Raw genomic sequence first — 23,907 nt, 5'->3', positions numbered from 1 at the left:
GCACGAGGGGCGGGACGTCCCGGACGGCAGGCGGTCCGGCGCAGACGGGCGGCAGGGCGGCGCGCACCGGCGGTGGGGCAGCGCAGACGGCCGGTAGGACGGCCCAGGCGTCCGGCGGGACGCTGCGGGGAGCCGAAGACACGGCGCGGGCGCCTGGCGGACCAGCTCAGACAGCCGAAGACACGGCGCGAGCCTCCCGCAGAGCAGCACGGACAGCCGACGAGGTGGCGCGTACGGCTGACGGGGTGCAGGGCGGCGGGCGGGAGAACGATGCCGCGCGTCGACGGCGGCGGGCGCAGTTCCTGCGGGAGCTGACAGAGGCGCGGGAGTTGCGCGACCGGGTCCAGCCGCGCCGCGCCAAGGCCGCCCGACTCCGCCACGCCATGCGCATGCGCACCTTCCGCTGGTGACCTCCGGCCAACCCGCCCCCGCCGTCGTCGACCCACCCCGGCGCCTCCGCGCAGCCGGCCTTCGCTGACCTCCTCCGCCCCTTCCCCGGCCTCTCCCTGTTGCCCCGTCACCTCATTTCCCCGGCCTCGACCTGCCCTTCCACGCCCCTCCCTCCTCGACGTCCACGCGCACGCCGCCCCCTGCCTCCCCATCCGGTTACCCGTCTCCTCCCGTCACCGCCGGCCCCACCCCGTCCTCCCCGCGAGACCCATGTGCCAGGTTCGTGGAGTATGTGTGGGGCGTTCACGGGGTGGTCGTGCATATGCGGCCGGGATCTCCGCGTACGATCCGCTGGTGGCGGCAACGGGTGCGCAGGTGGACGGCGGATCCCCCGGCGATCAAAAGAGCCGGACACAGGGAGCCGAAGACGTCCCCTGAGCGCTCTGTTTCTGCCACGATTCCGAGTGGGTGGGGCTCGGACCGCAAGCCTCCCCACCCACAGCCTCCGCCGGGGGGACCCCCAACCGGCACACCTATGACCAGTGGGAGAGTCACGGTGTACTTCGCCGCACTGCTCGCGCGCACCGAAGACGGGTGGAAAGCGAGCGACACAGAGCTCGACGATGTGGAAACCCTGTCGGATCTGGCCGACCTGGCCCGTGAAGCCTCGCCCGGCGACGACACGGTGCTGGTGCTCATCGAGCAGGAGGACGCCTGGTTCGGCGTCGTCCGCATCGATGGCGAGGACGACCCTCGTATCTATGTCTCGGACGCCGCCGCCGCTGCCCGCAGCAGCTACGGCGAGATCCTGCTCACCGACGAACTGCTCGGAAGGGAGCCCGGCGAGGACGAGCCCGACCTGGACTCCCTCGACCTCGACGGCACCGAGGACGGCGAGTCCGACACCGACGACGATGACGATGACGACACGTCCGCCGAGGCCGTGCCGCACAGCCCCGTCGGCGACATCGAGATCCTCGACGACCTGGGAGTGGGCGAGAAGGAGCTGCGCGCCCTCGACGCCGACGACGCCCTCAGCTCGATCGCCGACGCCCTCGGAGCGTCGGAGGTCCTGGAGACGGTCCGCTGAGTCCGCCGAGTCCGCCAGGTCCACTGATTCCATCGGCTGTGTTCCCCCGGTGACCGACGCGACCGACGCGGAGGCACCGGGCGGGCCCGATCCGGTGCGCGACCCCTGGCGGGCCGCGATGCGGCTCGCCCTGGCCGAGGCCGGTCGGGCCGCCGAGGGCGGTGACGTCCCGGTCGGTGCGGTCGTCCTGTCCCCGGACGGCACGACCGTACTGGCCACCGGGCACAACGAACGCGAGGCGACCGGCGACCCGACCGCCCATGCCGAGGTGCTGGCCGTCCGCCGGGCAGCCGCCGTTCTGGGAGAGTGGCGGCTGACCGGCTGCACCCTGGTCGTCACCCTCGAACCCTGCACGATGTGCGCGGGCGCCCTCGTGCAGTCCCGGGTCGACCGGGTCGTCTACGGCGCCCGCGACGAGAAGGCCGGCGCCACCGGCTCCCTCTGGGACGTCGTACGCGACCGCCGCCTCAACCACCGCCCCGAGGTCGTCGAGGGCGTCCTCGCCGACGACTGCGCCAGGATCCTCACCGACTTCTTCCGAACCCGCTGACGACTCACCGGCATCCCCTCGGCGCCGGCCGTGGGCCCCGCCCCATACCGATTTCAAAGCACGCCCCACCTTGTTGTAAGGTCTCTCTCGGTAGCGTGTCCGAGCGGCCGAAGGAGCTCGCCTCGAAAGCGAGTGTGGCGCAAGTCACCGAGGGTTCAAATCCCTCCGCTACCGCTGAAGAAGGGCCCCGTCGTCAGACGGGGCCCTTCGTGCGTTTCCCGCCCTCTCCTGCGAACGCATGATCGGGTTACACTCGCCGCCGACAAAGAGGGACCCATAGGGCCCACTGGGCACAGGAGACGGGGGAGGCCGCGGTGGCGGTGCAAGGGAAGAAGATCGCACTGTATGTGCTCGTGGTCTTCGTGCTCTACGTGATCATCACGGACCCGGAGAACGCCGCCGACTACGTCCAGATAGGGTTCGAGGGCGTCTCGAACGCGGCCCAGGCCGTCGGCGACTTCTTCACCTGGATCGCCGACGGGGCCCAGTAGCCCCCGCACGTCGTACGACCTTCCCGGAGCGCCCATGATCCGCCATCTGGTCCTCTTCAAGCTCAACGAGGGCGTCGAGCGCGACGACCCGCGAGTGGTGAAGGGCGTGGACGCCTTCCGCGCACTCGACGGCACGATCGAGGAGATCCGCTCCTGGGAACTGGGCTGGAACTTCAGCGACCGCCCCATCGCCTACGACTTCGCGATCAACTCCGCGTTCGACGACACGGACGCGCTGCGCACCTACGCCGAGCACCCGGACCACCAGGCGGGCGTGGCGCTGTGGCGCGAGTTCGCCACGTGGATCATCGCCGACTACGAGTTCTGAGCCGTACACAGAACTCCGAGCCGTACTCCGGACTCCGAGCAGTACGCCGGACTCCGAGCCGTACTGCGGCCTCCGAGCAGTACGGCCGCTCCTCCCGCCCCGCACTCGAACAGTGCGGGGCTTTTTACACCCGATTGCGCCTCACGTCTTCAACTCTCGCTCAACACGGCGAGATGCGGTGCTTGCTCACAGTGCACATGTCTTGTGATGCTATGACCGCTTTTGACGGTTGAGTTGATGGATGAAGAGGTGGCGTTGACCTTGTCGGCCAGTACTGCGCCTCCCCAGGAAGAAGTCCCGGCCCCCGACCCAGCGTCGGCCCAGGTCACAGCCCAGGCCACCGCCCCCGCCCCGGAGAAACGTCGCGGCGCCGACACCCGGGCCCTCACCCAGGTGCTGTTCGGCGAGCTGAAGCACCTGACGCCGGGCACTCCGGAGCACAACCGCGTGAGAGGGGCGCTCATCGAGGCGAATCTCCCGCTCGTGCGCTATGCGGCCGCCCGCTTCCGCTCCCGCAACGAGCCCATGGAGGACGTGATCCAGGTCGGGACCATCGGGCTGATCAACGCCATCGACCGGTTCGACCCGGACCGGGGCGTGCAGTTCCCGACGTTCGCGATGCCGACCGTCATCGGGGAGATCAAGCGGTACTTCCGCGACAACGTCCGCACGGTCCACGTCCCGCGCCGGCTGCACGAGCTGTGGGTGCAGGTGAACAGCGCGACCGAGGACCTCACGACCGCCTTCGGGCGCACCCCCTCCACCGCCGAGATCGCCGAGCGGCTGCGCATCACCGAGGAGGAGGTCCTGTCCTGCATCGAGGCGGGCCGCTCGTACCACGCGACCTCCCTGGAGGCCGCCCAGGAGGGCGACGGGATGCCGGGGCTGCTCGACCGGCTGGGCTACGAGGACCCCGAGCTCGACGGCGTCGAGCACCGCGACCTCGTACGGCATCTCCTCGTCCAACTCCCCGAGCGCGAACAGCGGATCCTGCTGCTCCGCTACTACAGCAACCTCACGCAGTCGCAGATCAGCGTGGAGCTGGGGGTCTCCCAGATGCATGTGTCACGCCTGCTGGCCCGGAGCTTCGCGCGGCTGCGGTCGGCCAACCGGATCGAGGCGTAGGCGCTCCGCTTGATGCCGGGTGCCTACTCGTCTGCCGGGTTTCTCCGGTTCGCGGGTGCGGGTTCCGTCGTGGCTGGTCGCGCAGTTCCCCGCGCCCCTTCCGGGCGCTGCACCCGGAACGGGGCGGGTGACCTTCGGTAACCAGAAGCCCCCGCACCTTCCCGGACGGACCGTGGGGCACGCGGGGCGCACGATGGCAGGCGGGGCGCACAGAATCGGCCAGCGGGACGCGTGCGCAGGCCATGGGCGTGACCGAATGCGCTGTCGAGATGTCACCGGTGCGAGCGAATTGCTTATCGACGCCCTTTCCGATGGAACTAGGCTGAAAGCCCGTCATACCACCTGTTTCCAGGGCCTATTCACCCTCTCCATGTCGACATGTCACTACATCGCGTTGCCGACGTGTGACATTCTCTCCCCAGCGCGTTTGCCGTGGCCTCGCCGCCGGTATTCAGGTGGAGGCTGCGTTCCTTACGACGGAGCGTCCGCCGCGACCGTCCGCGACCCAAAGGGGGTGGCATGTCCGCAGACCAGGGCAGCTCGAAGGTGCTCACGCTCGACAAGAGCGAGACCGCGCCCGACGCTCTCCAGGCCCCTCAGGACCCTCGGGCGCTTGAGGACCTTCCCGGTCCCCAGGCTCCGCCGGTGACTGACCTTCCGGCCTTGACGGCCTCGGCGAACATCGACACCCGCACCCTGTCCCGCTCCCTGTTCCTGCGGCTGGCCGCACTTGACGAGAACAGCCCCGAGCGTGCCTATGTGCGGGACACCCTCATCGAGCTCAACCTCCCGCTGGTGCGTTACGCCGCCGCACGTTTCCGGTCGCGCAACGAGCCGATGGAGGACATCGTCCAGGTCGGCACGATCGGCCTGATCAAGGCGATCGACCGCTTCGACTGCGAACGGGGCGTGGAGTTCCCGACGTTCGCGATGCCGACGGTCGTGGGCGAGATCAAGCGGTTCTTCCGCGACACCTCGTGGTCGGTCCGGGTTCCGCGCCGCCTCCAGGAGCTGCGTCTGGCCCTCACCAGGGCCAGCGACGAGCTGTCCCAGAAGCTCGACCGCTCCCCGACGGTCGCCGAACTCGCCGCCGTACTGGGCGTGTCGGAGGAGGACGTCGTCGACGGCCTCGCGGTCGGCAACGCCTACACGGCGTCGTCACTGGACTCCCCGGCCCCCGAGGACGACGGCGGCGAGGGTTCCCTCGCGGACCGCCTGGGCTACGAGGACACGGCGCTGGAGGGCGTGGAGTACCGCGAGTCCCTCAAGCCGCTGCTGGCCAAGCTGCCGCCCCGCGAGCGCCGGATCATCATGCTCCGGTTCTTCGCGAACATGACGCAGTCCCAGATCGGCGAAGAGGTCGGCATCTCCCAGATGCACGTCTCCCGCCTTCTCACCCGGACCCTGGCCCAGCTCCGCGAGGGCCTGATCTCGGACTGAGTCCGGCCACGCGTTGACACGTGACCGCCGGGGTGCCGAGTTCCAGGGCAGCCCGGCGGTTGGTCGTGCGTAGGGACACGTAGGGGTTGGGTGCCGGTTGGGTGGGCGAATGCGGGTCGCGTGTGGTTGCTCGCGCAGTTCCCCGCGCCACTGAGAAGCCGGGGCGGCGCCCCGCGCCTTTCGGCCCGCAGCCCCATCGGCAGTCAAGCCCGCAGGGCCATCGCCTTCAGGACCGCAGTACATGGCCCCTCAGGACCGCAGTACATGGCCCCTCAGGACCGCGGGGCATGGCCCCTCAGGACCGCGGGGCACGGCCCCTCAGGACCGCGGGGCATGGCCCTTCAAGACCGCGGTGCGTGGTCCTCCAGGGGCGCGGTGCGTGGTCCTCCAGGGGCGCGGTGCGTGGTCCGTCAGGGGCTCGGGGAACTGCGCGACCAGCCCCACCGGACCCGCAGCCGCGGGATCACAGAACCCGGCGGACGAGTAGGCACCCGCCCGCCGAGCCGGCGCCTACATCAACGCGAGCCACACCACGGCGGCCACCACAGCCACCGCGGCGATCACACCGACGATCACACCTACCCGTGGCCCGGAGGACCCGGCCGCCGCGGCCGAGGCGGCCGCACGGCCGCCGGAAGGCGTCTCGTCGACGAAGGCGCGGAACATCTGCGTGCTGCCCGCGGGGTCGTGGGTGCCCTGGGGGCCCTGGTTGTCAGCCATGGCCCGAGACCTTAGCGAATCGGGGAGGACGCGCCCAAGCGGGGGCGTCCGCCCGCAACCGTCCGACTGTTCTCCTTTGCCAAGACTTGGGCCGCAGAACCCCGATTTAATTTGCCTGCAGCAACCATCCACTCCTATGGTTGCCCTAAGCAACAAAAGCGGGAGGGGCTCCATGGCCGGGCAAGCGCACTACGAGGAGCTGGTTCGCCAGCTCAGTGCCATCGGGGCCGTGAAGAGGGAGCTCACCAGGATGCTGCCGCACGAGTGCCCCGGCGGATCGGCGGGAGTCCTGACCCTGCTCGGCCGGCACGGCGAGATGCGGATGAGCAGGCTCGCCGAACTGCTCTCGGTGGACATGTCGGTGACCAGCCGTCATGTCGCGCACGTAGCCGAGCGGGGCTGGATCGAACGCCTCCCCGACCCGGTCGACAAACGCTCACGCATCCTGCGCCTGACCCCCGAGGGCCGGGCCGTGGTCTCGGAGCTGGACCGGCGCAGCAGTCGGCTGATGGCCGCCCGGCTGAGCAACTGGTCCGACGACGAGGTCGCCCAGCTCGCCCGGCTCCTGGGTCGGCTGCGCGAGAGCTTCGACGCCACCGCGCCGACCCGTACGGCCGCACAGCCGACCGGTACGCCCACGTAGCCGACCGGTACCCGCGTAACGGCCACCACCACAACCCGTACACCCGCAAAGACCCGTAGGAAAAGGAAAAGCCCCATGGCAACGACCACACCAGCCGGTGTGCGGGCTCACGCCAAGCACGGAGGAGGCACCGTCAAGGGTGCCCCCCACAGCGGTGGCGACCACGCCCCGATGACGCACCGGCAGATCATGGAAGCGCTGACCGGGCTGCTGCTCGGCATGTTCGTGGCGATCCTGTCGTCGACGATCGTGTCGAACGCGCTGCCGGACATCATCAAGGACCTGGGCGGCGGGCAGAGCGCGTACACCTGGGTGGTGACCGCGTCGCTGCTCGCGATGACCGCGTCCACCCCGCTGTGGGGCAAGCTCGCCGACCTGTTCTCCAAGAAGCTGCTGATCCAGCTCGCACTGGTGATCTTCGTGCTCGGGTCGGCCGCCGCCGGACTGTCCCAGAACGCCGGGATGCTCATCGGATTCCGCGCGGTCCAGGGCGTCGGCATGGGCGGGCTCTCCGCGCTGGCCCAGATCATCCTCGCGGCGATGATCTCCCCGCGCGAGCGCGGCCGCTACAACGGCTACCTCGGCGCCACCTTCGCGACCGCCATGGTCGGCGGCCCGCTGGTCGGCGGTGTCATCACCGACACCGACTGGCTGGGCTGGCGCTGGTGCTTCTACGTCGGTGTGCCCTTCGCCGTCATCGCCCTGATCGTGCTCCAGCGGACCCTGCACCTGCCGGTCGTCCGGCGCAAGGTCAAGGTCGACTGGGCGGGCGCCCTCCTCATCACCGCCGCGGTCTGCCTGCTGCTGGTCTGGGTGACCTTCGCCGGTGACAAGTACGACTGGGTGTCGTGGCAGACGTACGCGATGGTCGGCGGCACGGTCGCGCTGCTCGCGGTCTTCCTGCTCGTCGAGTCCAGGGCGAGCGAGCCGATCATGCCGCTGCGGCTCTTCCGCAACCGGACGATCGCGCTGGCCTCGCTGGCCTCGCTCTTCGTCGGTGTCGCGATGTTCGCGGGCACGATCTTCTTCAGCCAGTACTTCCAGCTGGCCCGCGACAAGTCGCCGACCATGTCCGGTGTCCTGACCATCCCGATGATCGCCGGCCTGTTCGTCTCGTCGACCGTCTCCGGTCAGGTCATCACCCGCACCGGCCGCTGGAAGGCCTGGCTGCTCGCCGGCGGTGTGCTGGTGACCTCCGGTCTCGGACTCCTGGGCACGCTCCGGTACGACACCGCGTACTGGCACGTGGCGATCTTCATGGCGCTGCTCGGGCTCGGCGTCGGCATGATGATGCAGAACCTGGTGCTGTGCACCCAGAACCAGGTCGCCCCGAGCGACCTCGGCGCCGCCAGCTCGGTCGTCACCTTCTTCCGCTCCCTCGGCGGCGCGATCGGCGTCTCCGCGCTGGGCGCGGTCCTGAGCCACCGGATCTCGAACTACGCCGAGGAGGGCCTCGCCAAGCTGGGCGTGTCCGGCTCCTCCACGGGCCACGGCGAGATCCCCGACCTGGACGCGCTGCCCACGCCGATCCGCACGGTCATCGAGAGCGCCTACGGCCACGGCATCGGGGACGTCTTCCTCTACGCCGCCCCCTTCGCGGCCCTCGCGCTCGTCTTCTCGTTCTTCATCAAGGAGGTCCCGCTGCGGACCACCGGGGCGCTCGCCCAGGCCGCGCAGGGCAGGGCGACGGGGACCAACGGGGCGACGGACGTGCCGGACGCGTCGCCCGCCCCGGCCATGGCCATGGCTTCGGTGGCGGCGACCTCCGCCGAGATCGAGGCTCCGGCCGCCGCTCCGGCCGCCGCTTCGGCCGCCGCTTCGGTATCGGGCGACGGTGGCGGGATTCCCGTACGGGGTCACGTCCGCGGGGCCGAGAGCGCGCCCGTACCGCGGGCCGCCGTCACCCTGATCTCGCTCGGCGGTCGGCAGCTCGGCAGTTCGGTCGCGGGCGCCGACGGGGCCTACGCGGTGGACGCGCCCGCCGCCGGGTCGTACGTCCTGATCGCGGCCGCCGACGGGTTCCAGCCGCAGGCGTCCACCGTGGTCGTGAACGGCGAGCCGGTCGCGTACGACATCCTGCTGAGCGGGACGAGCGGGCTGAACGGTGTGGTGCGGGCCGCCGGGACCGGGCAGGCCGTGCGGGACGCCATGGTCGTGGTGACCGATGTGCGCGGGGACGTGCTGGCCGGCGGGGTCACCGGTGAACAGGGCGAGTTCGGCTTCGGCGAGCTGGTGCCGGGCGGGGTCACCGTCGCGGTGAACGCCGCCGGGTTCCGACCGCGTGCCCTGCCCGTCGAGGTCGGCGGCACCGGCGTCACCCGGATCGAGATCGACCTGGAGGCCGGGGCCCGGCTCCAGGGGACCGTACGGGCGCCGGGCGGGGCTCTGGCCGACGCCCGCGTGACCCTCGTGGACGCGGCGGGCAACGTGGTCGGCACGGCCACCACCGGCGCGGACGGGGCGTACGCCTTCGCCGACCTGGACGGCGGCGAGTACACGGTCATCGCGACCGGCTACCCGCCCGTGGCCACGGCCCTGACGGTCGCCGGACCCGGCGTCGACGGCCACGACATCGAGCTCGCCCACCCCGGCGCGTAGCCGGACCACCGGCCGGTGGAGCCACCCCCCGCTCCACCGGCCGGTTCGCATGCTGAGGAGTTGGACGGACATGGGACTGACCGCGAGGATCCGCACCCGGGACGGATGGGCCGTGTCGCACGCGGTCGTCACGGTGACCGACATGACCGGTACGCAGGTGCTGCGGGCCGAGGCGGACGCCGAAGGGGACGTGCACGACCCCACGGCGCTCGCGCCCGGCGCGTACACGGTGATCGTCACAGCGGTCGGCCACGCGCCGTTCGCCGCCGGCGCCCTCGTGACCGCGAGCGGCCGGGTGGAGATCGGCACGGTCACCCTGTCCCGGCCGGGTGACACGGAACTGCCCCCGCCCGGCCCCTGGACCGTCGACCCCGCCCACTCCTCCGTCGCCGCCGTGGCCCAGCACCTCGGCATCTCCAGCGTCCGCGGCCGCTTCACCGACTTCTCGGCCTCCATCGAGATCGCCCCGGCCCCGGACGAGGGGACCAAGTCGCGGGTGGAGGCGGTGATCCGGGCCGCCTCGATCGACACGGGCAACGCGACGCGGGACCAGCATCTGAGGTCCCCGGACTTCCTGGACGCCGAACGGCACCCCGAGATCACCTATGTCTCCACGGGCCTGACCCCCGCCGCCCAGGACCGCTGGACGGTCCACGGCGAGCTGGGCATGCACGGGGTCGTACGACCGGTCGACCTGGACCTGGCGTACCTCGGCACCGGAGCGGACCCGTGGGGCGGCACGCGCGCCTCCTTCCGGGCCACCACCGAACTCCGCCGCGAGGACTTCGCCATGCACTACAACCAGGTGGTGCAGGCGGGGATCGCGGCGATCGGTACGACGCTGAAGGTCGAGCTGGACGTGCAGGCGGTCCAGGGCGAGACGCTGCCGTAGGCGTAGGCGTGGCGCGTGGGTGCGCACGGCAGAGTCGCGTGGGTACGCACGACAGGGTCAGCCTCACGGGCGGGCCGAGGGCCTACGCTGACCGCCATGGCACGGAACATCGCGACCAACACCTCGGTCTCCCTCGAAGAGCTGCTCGACTTCGTACGCCCCCGGCACCGGGCGCTCCTGCTCACCCGGCGGGCCGACGGCAGCCCGCAGGCATCGCCGTTGACCTGCGGCGTCGACGACTCGGGCCGGATCGTGGTCTCCACGTATCCCGAGCGCGCCAAGACACGTAACGCCAAGCGGGACGAGCGCGTGAGCGTCGTCGTGCTGAGCGACGACTGGGACGGCCCCTGGGTCCAGATCGACGGTACGGCGGAGGTCATCGACTCGCCGGACTCGGTCGAACCCCTGGTGGAGTACTTCCGGAACATCTCGGGCGAGCACCCGGACTGGGACGAGTACCGGGCCGCCATGGTCAAGCAGGGCAAGTCGATCATCCGGGTCACTCCGGAGAGGTGGGGGCCGGTGGCGACCGGCGGCTTCCCCGCACGCATGGTTCACAACGACTGACCCAGCGACTGCGCACCCGGCTCCGCACACCGGCTCCGCACATCGGCTCCGCACGCCGACTGCGCGCATCGGGCCCGACGGGCGGGTTCCCGGCGCCGCCGGGGTGCGGGTGGGGGGTCAGCCCCGCTGTGCCATCACCTCGATGCCGGCGACGAGGGTGTCCAGGGCGTAGGTGAAGTCATAGGCGCGCATCTCCTCGACCGTGTCGCCGCCGCGGGCCTCCATGAGGTCCGCGGAGTGCTGGATGACCTCGTGGGGTTCGAGGGTGTCGGACACCGCGCTCATGGCGTGCCGGAAGTACTCCTCCTGGGTCATGCCGGCCGCGGCGCAGCGCTGGACGAAGTGGCCCTCGATGGTGCCGAAGCCGTACACGAACTGGAAGACCGCCGAGATGGCACCGGCCTGGCCGCGCGCGGGCAGGCCGGTGCGGCGGATCACGCGCTGCACGGCGAGCGAGAAGTCGAGCGAGTGCGGGCCGATGTTGAGGAAGGTGCCGGCGAGGGGCGACACCCAGGGATGGCGGACCAGGACCGCCCGGTACTCCCCGGCCAGTGTGCGCAGTTGGTCCCGCCAGTCCTCGCCGGAGTCCGCCGCCGGCAGCCGCATCTCGTCGAACGCCTGGTCCAGCGCCAGTTCCAGCAGGTCGTCCTTGGTGTCCACGTACCAGTAGACCGACATCGCGGTCACGTTCAGCTCGGCGGCCAGCCGGCGCATCGAGAACTTGCCCAGCCCCTCCGCGTCCAGCAGCCGCACGGCCGTCCCGGTGATCCGCTCCCGGTCCAGCCCCGACGGCTGCCGACCCCGCCCGTCCCGCGCCTTGCCTTCCAGCCAGACACTGGCTCGCGCGGACCCCTCGGCCCGACCGGCTCCCCGCACCATGACCGCACCTTCCGAGACACGTTTCTCCGCCGGTGACGATGCTAGGCGCGCGGCGCGCCTTTCAGGGGCCCGGGGAACGCCACGAGCAACCACGAACCCATCCGCGGGCCCCCCGCACAGAACCCCCGCGCTATGAGGCGCCCACCAGCTCCACATCCCCCTTCTCCGCCCTGCGCAGCAGCCCCGCCGCCACCAACCCCCCGAGCAGTACGGCCACCGCCCCCACCAGCAGACTCGTCTCCAGCCCGGAGGAGAACGCGGACATCACCTCGGCCCTCTCCGCAGCCGTGTCCGCCGCCCCCAACGCCGCGGGCAACGACGCCGCCACCACCGGGATCAGCGCCGTGAACCGGGAGTTGAGCACCGCTCCCAGCACCGCCACCCCCAGCCCTGTCCCGAACTCCGCGAGCGTGCCGTTGATCCCGGCCCCCACCCCCGCCTTGGCCGGCGGAATCGCGCTCATGATCGCGTGCGCCATCGCGGGGTTGGCGATCGCGCAGCCCACCCCGATCAGCACCAGCCCGAGCAGTGTCCCGCCGTAACCTCCGGAGGCCATCGTCGCGATGGAGACCAGTCCGCCGGACATCAGCACCATGCCCAGCGCGATCGACACCGGCATCCCGAGCTTCGCCGTCCACTTCGCCGACAGCCCGGAGAAGTTGAGCGCGACGACGACCAGGGCGAGGGGTGCGGTCCGCAGCCCCGCCTCCAACGCGTCGTAGCCCAGCACGAACTGCAGATGCTGGGTGAGGAGGAAGAGCGCGCCACCCATGCCGAAGGTGATCAGGACCACGCCGGCGACGGCGCCCGTGAAGCGGCGGTCGCGGAAGAAGTGCGGGTCGAGCATGGGGTACGGAATGCGGCTCTCCCAGTACCCGAAGGCCGTGAGGACGACCACGGCGACGGCGGCCGGGGCGAGCACCCGGCCGGACGTCCAGCCGTGCTCGGGGCCCGAGATGATCGCGTAGACGAGGGCGGTCATTCCGACGGTCGACAGCAGCGCGCCCAGCAGGTCCGGCCGGTCCCCTTGCGGGTTCTTCGACTCGGGGACCAGGGCGATCACGGCCACCACGCCCAGTGCGGCGACCGGCAGGTTGATCAGGAAGATGGCGCCCCACCAGAAGTGGCCGAGCATGAGGCCGCCGAGGAGAGGTCCGGCCGCGAAGCCGAGCGCGTTGACCGCGGCCCAGATGCCGATCGCCTTCGGCTGCTCCTCGGGCGCGAAGATCTGCATGGCGACGGCGAGGGTCGTGGTGAGCAGCAGCGCGCCGCCGACGCCCATCCCGGCCCGCGCGGCGATCAACTGCCCGGTGGACTGGGCGAGTCCGGCCATCAGCGAGCCGATACCGAACAGCACCAGGCCCGCGATCAGCATCTTCTTGCGTCCGTAGCGGTCGGCCGCGCTGCCCGCGGTGAGCAGCAGGCCCGACTGCACCAGCGAGTACGCGTTGATCATCCACTGGATGTCCGACGTGCCCGCCCCCAGCTCCTCCGTGAGGGACGGGATCGCCACGTTCAGCACGGTGTTGTCCAGCAGGACGGTGAGCTGGGCGAGACAGATGACGCCGAGGATCAGCCAGCGCTGGGGGTGGCCCTGGGTGGAGGGGTTGGAGGGTGGGGAGGGGACGGTGGGAGCGGCGGAGGGGGACATGCTCTACACCGTAGAACAGTTCCCATACGCCGTACAACGACAAGCGTGCGGACGTACGAGAAGGGCGGACGTACGAGACACGCGGACGTACGAGAAGGGCGGTGGCCCGGGGGTTCGTCCGCACCCCGGGCCACCGCCCCGCTCCCACCGCGGTCTTGGCTACTTGCTACTTCGCCTGCGTCAGGTCGTAGAACGTCGTGCCGTCGACCGTCACCGACTCGAAGTTCTCCTGGACCCAGGAGCTGATCTGCGAGGAGGTGCCGTCGCTGCTGCCGCCCATGCCTCCGCCGGAGCCACTGGCGATGAAGTAGTGGATCTTGCCGTCCTCCACGTACTTCTTGAACTCCGCGAGGGTCGGGGACGGGTCGGTGCCGTTGAAGCCCCCGATCGCCATGACCGGGTCGCCGGTGGAGAGCTGGTAGCTCGCCGCGTTCTGGGCGCCGATGGCGGCTGCCGCCCAGGTGTAGTCACCGGCGTTCTTCTCCAGCAGTTCCTTGGCCTCGTCGCCGACGGAGGTGCCGTTGATCAGGCCGCCCATGCCTCCACCGCCTCCGCCACCCATGCCGCCGCCATCACCGTTGCGGGTCTGGCCGTTGCCCTGGCCCTGCTGCTGGTTCTGGGTGGAACCGTTGCCGTTCTGCCGGCCCTGCTGGTTGTTCTGGCCGCCGCCGAAGCCGCCGGTCGGGGGCTGGCCCGTCTGACCGTTGCCGTTCTGGCCGTTCTGGCCGTTCTGGCCGCCCTGCTGGTTCTGGCCGTTGCCCTGCTGGTTGTTCTGGCCCGGCATACCGCCACCGCCGCCACCAGGACCGCCGCCCATGCCGCCACCGCCACCAGGACCGCCGCCCCGGCCGCCCTGGACGGACGGACCGGCCGTGACGATCGAGCCGGTGTGCCCCTCGCCCAGCGTGGTGAGCGTGTACGCCGTCGGGCCCGCCACCGCGGTGACGAAGCTCAGGCCCACGACCGCCAGGGCCAGCTGCCGGCCGAGCCTGGCCACGAAGACCAGGCCGAGCGCGGCGACCAGGCCGCCGACGAGCACGACCCACTTGAGCCAGGGCAGGTAGTCGGACGAGCGGTTGAGGAGGACGTAACCCCAGACGGCCGTGGCCGTCATGGCGGCCGCCATGGTGATCGACGCCCAGAGCTTGCTCCGCCGGTCCCAGAGCAGAGCCGCGCCCATACCGATCAGCGGCGCGATGTAGGGGGCCAGGGCCACGGTGTAGTACTCGTGGAAGATGCCCTGCATGAAGCTGAAGACCACCATGGTGATCAGCAGCGCGCCGCCCCAGAGGAGGAAGTCCGCGCGGGCGGTGTCGGTGCGCTTCAGCTTCCGGGTGGCCCAGATCGCGGCGCCCAGCAGAATCAGCGCGGCCGGGATCAGCCAGGAGATCTGGCCGCCGATGGAGGAGCTGAACATCCGGTCCCAGCCGGTCTCGCCCCAGTTGCCGCCGCCTCCGCCACCGCCGACGCTGCCGGTCTCCTCGCCGTTGATACGGCCGAGACCGTTGTAGCCGAAGGTCAGTTCGAGGAAGGAGTTGTTCTGCGAACCGCCGATGTACGGGCGGGAGGACGCGGGCCACAGCTCCACGATCGCCACCCACCAGCCACCGGCGACGACCATCGCGAGCCCGGCGAGCAGCACCTGGCTGATCCGCCTCTTCATCGAGGCCGGCGCGAAGACGGCGTACACGATCGCCAGGGGCGGCAGGATCAGGAAGGCCTGCAGGGTCTTGACCAGGAAGGCGACGCCGATGGCGACACCCGCCCAGACCAGCCACTTCGTCTGCGCCTTCTCCATGGCGCGCTGTGTGCAGTAGACCGCGGCGGCCATCAGCAGCGCGAGGGCCGCGTCCGGGTTGTTGAAGCGGAACATCAGCGCGGCGACGGGCGTGAGCGCGAACACCGCCATGGTGAGGAAGCCGGCCGTGGCGGTGAAGCGAAGGCGTACGGCCGCCCACAGCACCCCGGCGGTGGCCACGGCCATCAGGACCTGCGGGAACAGGATCGCGAAGGAGTTGAGGCCGAAGAGCCGCACCGACAGCGCCATCGGCCACAGCGAGGCCGGGGGCTTGTCGACGGTGATGGCGTTGGCGGAGTCGAGCGAGCCGAAGAAGAAGGCCTTCCACGACTGGCTGCCCGCCTGCACGGCCGCCGAGTAGAAGGAGTTGGCGTAGCCGGAGGCCGTGAGGTTCCAGGTGTAGAGGCCGCCGATGAGCAGGAGGGTGAGGAGGAAGCCGGGGCGGATCCAGCTGTGGTCCTCGGGCCGGCCTCTCCACAGCCGCTTCGCGAAGGGCTGCCTGGGTTCACCGGCTCCGGGAGCCGGGGGCTCGGCGGGCGCCTCCGGAACCACCGCTTCCTGGTGGGCCGTCGTCGACGGATCCCACCCGGGGCCGGGACCCCCCGGCCGGCTCGTCGTCTCGAACTGCGTGGTCATCGTGCGTTCCTCGAATCCTGATCGTGCGGGCGCACCGGCCGCATCCGCATGGTCGCGTCCCCCCAGGTGCGGTCCGCGGCTTCACCGGCGCGGAACTGGGTCGTGGTGTACGGGGCGTTCCCGTACGGGGCGTTGACGTAAGGGGCGTTGGCGTAAGGGACTCCGGGCGCCGTCGCGTACTCGGCGCGGTCCGTCGCGTACTCGGCGCGGTCGTTCTGGGGTGCCGTCGCGCGCCGCGACATCGGGTGGAACCGGTCCTGGTGGCCGTAGGGGCCGGGCTGACCGGGACGCACCCCCGTCGACGCCGTGTACGCGGGCGTGGGCGAGGCCGCGTGGGCGGGCTGGTGCGAGGCCACGACGGTCGAGCCCGAAGCGGAAGGAGAGGTGGGCGACCCGTCGCCCCGGTCCGGGAACACCCACGCCCGGAAGAGCAGGAACCGCAGCACCGTCGCCGCGAGGTTGGCGGCGACGAGGACCGCCAGTTCCGTGGAGTGCGCGGGGTCGGAGGTCGCCGCGTTCAGGGCGGCCAGCGAGCCGCTGGTGAGGGCCAGACCGATGCCGAACACCACCAGGCCCTGCGCCTGGTGCTTGACGGCACCGCTCCGGCCGCGGACACCGAACGTCAGGCGCCGGTTGGCCGCCGTGTTGGCGACCGCCGAGACCAGCAGGGCGAGCGCGTTGGCGATCTGCGACCCCGAGAAGGTCCGGAAGCCGCTGTAGAGGAGCAGGTAGAAGAGGGTGGAGAGGCCGCCGACGACGCAGAAGCCGAGGAGCTGGCGGGCGAGGCCGCGCGGCACGTCCTGGATCTCGCGGTCCCGGGGGTCGTCCCCGAACGGCCGGGCGAGCCGGTCCAGCGTGAGCGATCCGGTGGCGAGGGCCTTGCCGACCCGCCACACACCCTTGAGGTCGTCGGTCGCCGTCCTCACGATGTGCACGGTCGAGTTCGGGTCGTCGACCCAGTCGACGGGCACCTCGTGGATCCGCAGCCCCGCCCGCTCCGCCAGCACCAGCATCTCGGTGTCGAAGAACCACCCGGTGTCCTCGACCAGGGGCAGCAGCACCTGGGCCACATCCCTGCGTATCGCCTTGAACCCGCACTGCGCGTCCGAGAAGCGGGCCTGGAGCGAGCCGCGCAGAATCAGGTTGTACGCCCGGCTGATGAACTCGCGCTTGGTGCCGCGCACCACCCGCGAGGAGCGGGCGAGCCGGGAGCCGATCGCGAGGTCCGAGTGACCGGAGATCAGCGGGGCCACCAGCGGCAGCAGAGCGTTCAGGTCGGTGGACAGGTCCACGTCCATGTAGGCGAGGACGGGCGCGTCGGACGCGGACCACACGGTCCGCAGGGCCCGCCCGCGCCCCTTCTGCTCCAGCCGGAAGGACCTGACCTCCGGGAGCTCCGCCTCCAGCCGCGCGGCCACCTGCGGGGTGGTGTCCGTGGACGCGTTGTCCGCGATCGTGATGCGGAAGGCGTACGGGAACGTGCGCGCGAGGTGCTCGTGCAGTCTGAGGACGCACGGCTGGAGGTCCTTCTCCTCGTTGTAGACGGGGATCACTACGTCCAGGACAGGCGTACCGGCGTTTCCGGCCGGGAGGTGCTCCCGCGCCGGCAGAGTGCCGGGAGAAGAGTCGGTTCGCATGACGACCACATTCGCGAGCCGCTCTGTTATGCCCGTGTGCTCACACTGTGCTGTGCCTGTGAGTCCGGTTGCCGGTTTGTTGCGCCGGTCACCATGTCGTTTCCGTCGAACTCGCCGTCGTGCTCGCCGTCGTACTGCCCCTCGTCGAGCTGCCAGTTCGCGGCGTCGTCGAGCGGCGGCACGTCCCGTCCGAGGGCCGGCAGATGCACCGTGAACACGGTCCTGCCGGGCACGCTGTCGACGGTCACGGCACCGCCGTGCGCGTCGGCCACGGCCTGCACGATGGCGAGCCCGAGCCCGGTCGACCCGGAGGCCCGGGAGCGCGAGGAGTCGCCTCGCGCGAACCGCTCGAACACGTGCGGCAGCAGGTCCTCCGGGATGCCCTGCCCGTTGTCCTCGACATCGACGCACATCCACGGCCCGCGCCGCTGGACGCGCGCGGTGACGGTCGTACCGGGCGGGGTATGCGTACGGGCGTTCGCCAGCAGGTTGACGAGCACCTGCTGAAGCCGTGCGGCATCGGCCGACACGAGCGCGGGGATGTCCGGCAGGTCGAGCCGCCAGTTGTGGCTCCGCCCGGCGACGCGCGCGTCGCTGACGGTGTCCACGACGAGGGGGATGAGGTCGGTCCGCTCGAACTGCAACGGCCGCCCGGCGTCGAGCCGCGCGAGCAGCAGCAGATCCTCGACGAGCATGGTCATCCGCGAGGACTCGGACTCGATCCGCCCGAGCGCGTGCCGGGTGTCGGGCCCGATCTCCTCCCTGCCGCGCCTGGTCAGCTCGGCGTACCCACGAATGGACGCGAGCGGGGTCCGCAGCTCGTGACTGGCGTCCGCGACGAACTGCCGTACGCGCGTCTCGCTCTCCTGCCGCGAGTGCAGGGCGCCGTGGATGTGGTCGAGCATGCGGTTGAGCGCGGCACCCACCTGGCCGACCTCGGTGTGCGTATCGGTCTCGGAGGCCGGCACCCGCTCGTTGAGGGTCACCTCGCCGGTGTGCAGGGGCAGCTCGGAGACCCGGGTCGCGGTGGAGGCGACCCGGCGCAGGGGTCGGAGGGCCACGCCGACGAGGACGGAGCCGGCGATACCGGCGGCGACGAGACCGGCGCCGGTGACGCTGAGCTCGACGACGATGAGGGTGCTGAGGGTCTTGGTGACGGAGTCGGTGGGCAGACCCACGTAGAACTTGTCACCGTCACGGTTGGTCTCGTACCTGACCAGGTAATCCCCCTGGTCGGGAAGGCTGACCCTGTGCGCGTTGCCGTCCTGCGAGACCTTGGCGAGCGCGGCGAGGTCCGCCGCGCTCAGCGTGACGGCCGTCATGTCCGGCTGCCCGGTGGTGCCGGAGGTCGCCAGCTCGCCGACCACCCCCTTGACGATGGTCCCGTTCTCCACGACGGCGCCGATCGTGTACTCCGGCGAACCGCCCTTCGTGACGAACCCGAGTTTCTCATCCGTCGTCAGGGTGATGGTTCTGGTGCTGCCCGGCGCCCCGGCCTGCCCGCCGCCCGGCCCCTTGGGCCCGTCGGTGCGCTTGGCGATCTCTTGGACGTTGTCCGCCAGCTGTTCGTACAGATGCTCACTCAGCGCGAACGTCGTCACCGTCCCGATGACGGAGGCCACCACCGCGATCAACGCCACCGCGGAGACGACGAGCCGCGTACGCAGCGTGCGCGGCTGCCGTCCACGCCCTCGGCCCGGCTTCGGCTGCCTCTGCGTACGCGTCCGTCGTCGCCCGCTCATGACGCGGCGGGCTTGATCAGGTATCCGGCCCCACGCCGAGTGTGGATCATCGGCTCGCGCCCGGCGTCGATCTTCCGCCGCAGGTACGAGATGTACAGCTCGACCACGTTGGCCTGGCCACCGAAGTCGTACGACCACACACGGTCGAGGATCTGCGCCTTGCTGAGCACCCGTCGCGGGTTCCGCATCAGGAACCGCAGCAGTTCGAACTCGGTGGCGGTGAGGTGGATGTTCGCCCCGCCGCGCGACACCTCGTGGCTGTCCTCGTCGAGCATGAGGTCACCGACGACGAGCACGGAGTCGGAGCGACGGTCGGCCGCACCGGAGCGGCGGATGAGCCCGCGCAGCCGGGCGACGACCTCTTCGAGGCTGAACGGCTTGGTGACGTAGTCGTCACCGCCGGCGGTGAGCCCGGCGATCCGGTCCTCGACCGCGTCCTTCGCGGTCAGGAAGAGCACCGGCACTTCCGGCAGCTCGCGCCGCAGCCGTCCGAGAACGGTCAGCCCGTCCATGTCGGGCAGCATCATGTCGAGGACGACGGCGTCGGGCCGGAAGTCCCGGGCGGTCTGGAGGGCACCCGTGCCGTCCCCCGCACTCCGGATCTGCCATCCCTCATAGCGCAGGGCCATGGACAGCAGTTCGGTGATCGACAGCTCGTCGTCCACCACAAGCACTCGGACGGGGCTCCCGTCCGGCCTCAGCAGTTCGGTGCGCCCCTGGGGCGAGGTCGTGGTCATGCTGGACACCTTGTCGGGGCCCCCTGAGAACACCCTTTCCGGAACCTGTGATTTTTCTGAGAAACGCACAGGCGCCTCTCAGGCAACCCCTGGGTAGATCCCCGACTTCTCGGACACCAACCCCGCCGACCAGCACGTTTCTGATCGTTCCCACGGCGTTTCCCAGGCCGCCTCACCGCGACCCCACAGCTTCGCGGCCACAGGAAAACCGCCCCGCGCCCCTGCCCTGACCCCGCCTTTATGCAAGCGCCGTCATGCTTCGCCTCCTCCTCTCACGAAGCTGTGACTGCGCTCGACCTTGGCGATGTGCAACGAGTAGCTCTCGTACCACTCGGCCCGCCCCCGCGCCTTCGCCGCACGGTGCTCGACATTGGCCCGCCACTCCTCCACGGCTGCGGCATCCCGGAAGTACCCCACGGTGATGGCCGGCCCGCCGGGCGTATGAGCCTGATCCATCCCGAGGAACCCGGGCACACCCTTCACCAGCTCCTCCATCCGCTCGGCGGTCTCCCCGTACCCGCTCTGGTCCGCGGTCCGCGTGGAGGTGAAGACGACGGCGTAGTACGGGGGTTCATGGGCGAGGACGGGCGCGACGACAGCCGCGTCGTCCGGTGCGCCACCAAATGCGCCGTCACGTGCTCCGCCAGGCGCTCCATCGGGCGCTCCGCCAGGCGCTCCGTCGGGCGCTCCGTCGGGCGCTCCGTCAGGTGCTATCCGCTGATCACTCATGGCATCACTCTCCGGCCAAGCCGCGACCGACGTCCACAGCCTTTTCCGGACGGGATCCAAAAGGGATCGAAGTCTTTACCCGCCGTGCCCGCGCACCGCGCCCCGCCGCGCCGGGCCCCGCCGCCAAGGCCTCTCAGAACAGCCCGTCCTGCACGCTTCCGTCCCCCGGACTCTTCATCTCCCGTACGGGCACGGTGAGGGCGCCGTGGGCTCTGGCTCCCTCTCCGACTCCGACGGGAGCGGTCAGCTCCCAGCCGGTCATGAGCCGTGTATCGAGGACGACGACCCCTCGCCCGGTGGCCAGATGCACATCGGGCCCGGCGACGGCGAGGACCGCACCGCCCACGGCCCCGCCCGCGACCAGCTCACTCACCACACCGTCCGCGGCCGGCAATCCGTCGAGCCCGAACACCTCGAAATGATCGACCGCCTGGAACGGCACAGGCTCCAACGACTCGGGCCACCCCGCGAGCCCCAGGGCCCGCCCATGCAGCACCGCCAGCTCACCGGCACGCTCCTCGGCGGGCGGCAGGCCGGCCCGCACGGCCCGCTTCTCGGCGTACGGAATCCGATCGGGCACCTTGAGCGCGGCCCGCAATACCTCCTCCGCCCGCCGCGCGGCCATCAGCGGCCCCCGGCCGAGCCACCCGAAGGAGACCGCGCCCTGCTCCAACAGCCGCGCCGGCCCCCGCTCGACCGCTGTGATCCCGACCTTCACCATTCCGGGCCCGAACCACGCGAGGTACACGTGATACGGCCGCGGATCATCGGCGATCGTGTCGGCGGCCACGGAATGCGCCCGGTCGAGCCGCGCGCACTCCTCACACCGGCCCCCGGTGCTCCGCCCCGGCACTCCCGCACGCAGCGGACACGAGTTCCCCCGGGCCCCGGCACACGTCCGTCGCCCCTCGCTCACGACCGCGAAAGCCACCGCCTTCCCCTGCGGCAACGGGCTCCCACGCCCGCCCGCCCACTCCAGCAGCGGCCCGTCCGCGCCCCACCGCAGCCCCGTACATCTCCACACGCGTGCCATCCCTCACGACATTAGAGGGCACCACTGACAACGCCTCCACCCGGCGGTCCGGGGCCTGAACGAGGTTCGTCGTCGGAGGCGGTGATGCCGCGCCGGCATGGCGGGGCGGGGGCGACGTGGCGGAGCGGGAGGCATGGCAGAGCGCGCCCCCTCCGGAGCGAACCCGCCGTCGGCCCTGGCCCTGGTTCTGGGCCTGGTTTGGGGCCTGGTTTGGGGCCTGGTCCTGGTCTTGTTCTGGTCCTACAGCTTGCTCATCTTGGTGTACGGGCTCAAGATCCGCTGTCGCGCCGATCCGAAATCGACGAGCGCGGCGATCCCGTCCTCGATGCCGATCACCCGGCCGAGGCCGTACATGTCGTGCGTGACCTGGTCGCCCACCGCGAAGTGCTTGGGAGGCGGGGCGACCGGGGCCTTGAAGGGACTGGTGGGCAAATAGCGCTTCGGTGCACCTGGCTTTGTCATCTCGACCAGTATGCGCCCACTCGTATCCGGCCGTCCGCCGCGTTCCGCCCTCAGACCCTCCGCCGACCGCCTCCAGGCCCTCCCGCAGGCCCGCGGTCAGCACCAATGCCACAGGCCCGGATCTCTCCGGAGCCCGCGGTCGATGTGCACCCGGCAGGATTCGACGGCACCGGCACCGTGCCGCGGAACGCGCACGCCGGAGCCTGTGGGCACGCTCGACCGGACCGGCACCCCGTAACCGTGACCTGTTCTCCGGGAGACCCCGAACTCGGGGTCTCCCGCGCGTCTTTCGCCTACGCGGCAGCCACGGTCAGGGAGTAGTCCACACCAACGGAGAAGTCCTGTGCCTGACCGCGAATGGTCAGCGTGTGCTTCCCTGGTTTCAGCGGGGGCAACCGGACCCACAGGCCGCACCCGGTAGCCGTGAAGCGCTCGTCCGTGCCTGTGATGGGGTTGTCGGCGACACCCTCCACGGAAATCGTCTCTCCTCGGAAAGTCTCCGAGTCGGCCTTCTTGCCGTCCAGGACCGCGGATCCCTTGGCCGTGCTCATGAAGTCTGCGCAGTCCGCCGGGTCACCCATCAGGTTCACCAGGGGAAACGCGACAGGGACCCCGTCAGGGATGCTGCAGGTGCGCTCGGCCTGAGTGCCGAATGTGCCCGCCAGGAACCACATGTCCTGCGGCTGGTTGCGCTCGCAGTCGCTTCCGTCCTCGTCGGCGACCGGGTTGGTGCGTTCAGGTTCCGACATTGCCCATGTCCACCATCGGCTCTGCAGATCCTCGGGAGAGAGACGGGCTTGCGCCGACGACGGCGCACCTGAAGCAGGAGCCGTCGAGTCCTCTGATCCCCCGGCCGGGCTGCCCCCGCATCCCACCAGTGCCGCCAGGACCATGGTCATGAGTCCCGCTCCGCCGGTCCTGATCTTCATGAGTGCCCCTCCCGTGCCGCACAAGTGCCACGACCCCCCGGTCGCCGTGCGGTATGCGCGGACACCCTATCCGCGCGCCGGCCGAGCCACTTGGGCCACGATCACGGTTGCCGCACTTCGCTGCTGTACGCCCCTGAAACGCGAGAGGCCCCGGATCTCTCCGGGGCCTCTCACCTGTGTGCACTCGGCAGGATTCGAACCTGCAACCTTCTGATCCGTAGTCAGATGCTCTATCCGTTAAGCTACGAGTGCTTGTTTTGTTTTCCGCCGATCCCGGCCCTTTCGGCCCGCTCGCGGCGACAGGAAGAACATTACATGACTGCCGTCGTCCTGTGAAATCCGTTATCCATAGCCCTTGTGACCTGGGAAAAGACCCTGTGGGGGCACTCTCGGAGCGGGGCGGGAACGACGAAGCCCCGGTCGGGTGGACCGGGGCTTCGGTGATCAAGCGCGGAGGCGGAGGGATTTGAACCCTCGATGGGATTGAAGTCCCAAACCGCATTAGCAGTGCGGCGCCATAGACCGGACTAGGCGACGCCTCCAGCACAACCGCCCGCGCGAGCGCGAATGGTGCGTGCAGATGATGACACAGCCGAGTGGGCTGTCACCAATCGGCACCCACGGTACTAGGCAAAGAGGCCGCAGGGCAAAGCCGTATGGCACGTCGGAGGCGGTGCGGCGGGCTGACGGGACGAGGTGGAGACGGGGCGCCGCGGCGCCGCAACCGTGGGCCGGGCGTGGCGTTAGTCAGGTCATGTCGCAGAGTCCTCCCGCCGCCCGCCCGCAGTCTCCCGCCCGCACCCCGGCCACGCGCCCGCTCCCTCTCGCCGCGCCCCCCAG

At 70.6% G+C, this 23,907-nt stretch carries 22 protein-coding genes and 3 tRNA genes; 12 read left to right on the top strand and 13 right to left on the bottom strand.

Annotated features, from left to right (window positions below; all coding sequences use genetic code 11):
• Positions 1–224: 224 nt before the first annotated feature.
• From AWZ10_RS13740 to AWZ10_RS13710, 8 genes are all read left to right on the top strand, one after another.
• Positions 225–410, top strand: coding sequence for a hypothetical protein (locus tag AWZ10_RS13740; protein WP_051947419.1), 186 nt, complete (start codon positions 225–227; stop codon positions 408–410).
• A gap of 536 nt (positions 411–946) precedes the next feature.
• Positions 947–1,480: a tRNA adenosine deaminase-associated protein gene (locus tag AWZ10_RS13735; RefSeq protein ID WP_037689430.1), complete on the top strand. Its 534-nt coding sequence runs from the start codon at positions 947–949 to the stop codon at positions 1,478–1,480.
• A 118-nt stretch (positions 1,481–1,598) separates the two neighbouring features.
• Entirely contained in the window at positions 1,599–2,030 is a 432-nt protein-coding gene (tadA, locus tag AWZ10_RS13730; RefSeq protein ID WP_037690285.1) for a tRNA adenosine(34) deaminase TadA, read from the top strand.
• 89 nt (positions 2,031–2,119) lie between these two features.
• Positions 2,120–2,204, top strand: a tRNA-Ser gene (locus tag AWZ10_RS13725).
• Between the two features lie 140 nt (positions 2,205–2,344).
• On the top strand, positions 2,345–2,521 hold the full coding sequence (locus AWZ10_RS52340; protein WP_037689432.1) for a hypothetical protein: 177 nt from the start codon (positions 2,345–2,347) through the stop codon (positions 2,519–2,521).
• 34 nt (positions 2,522–2,555) lie between these two features.
• Positions 2,556–2,849, top strand: a complete 294-nt coding sequence (locus AWZ10_RS13720; protein WP_046707328.1) for a Dabb family protein — start codon at positions 2,556–2,558, stop codon at positions 2,847–2,849.
• Between the two features lie 237 nt (positions 2,850–3,086).
• Positions 3,087–3,974 carry an RNA polymerase sigma factor SigF gene (locus tag AWZ10_RS13715; RefSeq protein ID WP_046707329.1) on the top strand — a complete coding sequence of 296 codons (888 nt, stop codon included), beginning with the start codon at positions 3,087–3,089 and terminating at the stop codon, positions 3,972–3,974.
• Between the two features lie 519 nt (positions 3,975–4,493).
• The gene (locus AWZ10_RS13710; protein ID WP_046707330.1) at positions 4,494–5,414 is read left to right on the top strand and encodes an RNA polymerase sigma factor SigF; all 921 of its coding nucleotides are present in this window, start codon (positions 4,494–4,496) and stop codon (positions 5,412–5,414) included.
• Between the two features lie 510 nt (positions 5,415–5,924).
• Here the strand turns inward: AWZ10_RS13710 and AWZ10_RS13705 are convergent.
• Positions 5,925–6,134: a hypothetical protein gene (locus tag AWZ10_RS13705; protein WP_037689442.1), complete on the bottom strand. Its 210-nt coding sequence runs from the start codon at positions 6,132–6,134 to the stop codon at positions 5,925–5,927.
• Between the two features lie 172 nt (positions 6,135–6,306).
• Here AWZ10_RS13705 and AWZ10_RS13700 point away from each other — a divergent pair, with 172 nt between their 5' ends.
• The 4 genes from AWZ10_RS13700 to AWZ10_RS13685 all read left to right on the top strand — a co-directional run bounded on the left by AWZ10_RS13700 (position 6,307) and on the right by AWZ10_RS13685 (position 10,834).
• Positions 6,307–6,777, top strand: coding sequence for a MarR family winged helix-turn-helix transcriptional regulator (locus tag AWZ10_RS13700; RefSeq protein WP_046707331.1), 471 nt, complete (start codon positions 6,307–6,309; stop codon positions 6,775–6,777).
• A 171-nt stretch (positions 6,778–6,948) separates the two neighbouring features.
• Positions 6,949–9,375: an MFS transporter gene (locus AWZ10_RS13695; RefSeq protein WP_060891179.1), complete on the top strand. Its 2,427-nt coding sequence runs from the start codon at positions 6,949–6,951 to the stop codon at positions 9,373–9,375.
• Positions 9,376–9,445: 70 nt separating this feature from the next.
• Entirely contained in the window at positions 9,446–10,267 is an 822-nt protein-coding gene (locus AWZ10_RS13690) for a YceI family protein (RefSeq protein ID WP_046707332.1), read from the top strand.
• A gap of 96 nt (positions 10,268–10,363) precedes the next feature.
• Positions 10,364–10,834 (top strand): PPOX class F420-dependent oxidoreductase, encoded by a 471-nt coding sequence (locus AWZ10_RS13685; RefSeq protein WP_037689449.1) that lies wholly within the window; start codon positions 10,364–10,366, stop codon positions 10,832–10,834.
• Positions 10,835–10,951: 117 nt separating this feature from the next.
• Here AWZ10_RS13685 and AWZ10_RS13680 read toward each other — a convergent pair whose 3' ends face one another.
• The 12 genes from AWZ10_RS13680 to AWZ10_RS13625 form a co-directional block, all read right to left on the bottom strand.
• Positions 10,952–11,713: a TetR/AcrR family transcriptional regulator gene (locus tag AWZ10_RS13680; RefSeq protein WP_060891178.1), complete on the bottom strand. Its 762-nt coding sequence runs from the start codon at positions 11,711–11,713 to the stop codon at positions 10,952–10,954.
• A gap of 130 nt (positions 11,714–11,843) precedes the next feature.
• Positions 11,844–13,364, bottom strand: a complete 1,521-nt coding sequence (locus tag AWZ10_RS13675) for an MFS transporter (protein ID WP_060891177.1) — start codon at positions 13,362–13,364, stop codon at positions 11,844–11,846.
• A 166-nt stretch (positions 13,365–13,530) separates the two neighbouring features.
• Positions 13,531–15,798, bottom strand: a complete 2,268-nt coding sequence (locus AWZ10_RS13670) for an ArnT family glycosyltransferase (RefSeq protein WP_060891176.1) — start codon at positions 15,796–15,798, stop codon at positions 13,531–13,533.
• Entirely contained in the window at positions 15,795–17,435 is a 1,641-nt protein-coding gene (locus AWZ10_RS13665; RefSeq protein WP_060891175.1) for a bifunctional glycosyltransferase family 2/GtrA family protein, read from the bottom strand. The genes AWZ10_RS13670 and AWZ10_RS13665 overlap by 4 nt, the downstream gene beginning before the upstream one ends.
• A gap of 26 nt (positions 17,436–17,461) precedes the next feature.
• Positions 17,462–19,177, bottom strand: a complete 1,716-nt coding sequence (locus AWZ10_RS13660) for a sensor histidine kinase (protein ID WP_046708597.1) — start codon at positions 19,175–19,177, stop codon at positions 17,462–17,464.
• A complete protein-coding gene (locus AWZ10_RS13655; RefSeq protein ID WP_020115793.1) occupies positions 19,174–19,914 on the bottom strand; it encodes a response regulator transcription factor in 741 nt (246 codons plus the stop codon). Before AWZ10_RS13655 ends, AWZ10_RS13660 begins: the two co-directional genes overlap by 4 nt.
• A 252-nt stretch (positions 19,915–20,166) precedes the next feature.
• On the bottom strand, positions 20,167–20,643 hold the full coding sequence (locus AWZ10_RS13650; protein ID WP_060891173.1) for an antibiotic biosynthesis monooxygenase family protein: 477 nt from the start codon (positions 20,641–20,643) through the stop codon (positions 20,167–20,169).
• A 133-nt stretch (positions 20,644–20,776) separates the two neighbouring features.
• Positions 20,777–21,676: a DUF2797 domain-containing protein gene (locus AWZ10_RS13645; protein ID WP_063809764.1), complete on the bottom strand. Its 900-nt coding sequence runs from the start codon at positions 21,674–21,676 to the stop codon at positions 20,777–20,779.
• Positions 21,677–21,916: 240 nt separating this feature from the next.
• On the bottom strand, positions 21,917–22,138 hold the full coding sequence (locus tag AWZ10_RS13640) for a hypothetical protein (protein ID WP_013002359.1): 222 nt from the start codon (positions 22,136–22,138) through the stop codon (positions 21,917–21,919).
• A 293-nt stretch (positions 22,139–22,431) separates the two neighbouring features.
• Positions 22,432–23,037 carry a signal protein gene (locus AWZ10_RS13635; RefSeq protein ID WP_244172483.1) on the bottom strand — a complete coding sequence of 202 codons (606 nt, stop codon included), beginning with the start codon at positions 23,035–23,037 and terminating at the stop codon, positions 22,432–22,434.
• Between the two features lie 209 nt (positions 23,038–23,246).
• Positions 23,247–23,319, bottom strand: a tRNA-Arg gene (locus tag AWZ10_RS13630).
• Between the two features lie 199 nt (positions 23,320–23,518).
• Positions 23,519–23,609, bottom strand: a tRNA-Ser gene (locus AWZ10_RS13625).
• Positions 23,610–23,907 lie beyond the last annotated feature (298 nt).

The sequence above is a fragment of the Streptomyces europaeiscabiei genome (assembly GCF_001550375.1).
In the GTDB taxonomy this organism is placed as follows: Bacteria; Actinomycetota; Actinomycetes; order Streptomycetales; family Streptomycetaceae; genus Streptomyces; species Streptomyces europaeiscabiei.
Note: the sequence above shows the minus strand (reverse complement) of the source record. Positions and strands in the feature narration are given on the sequence as shown.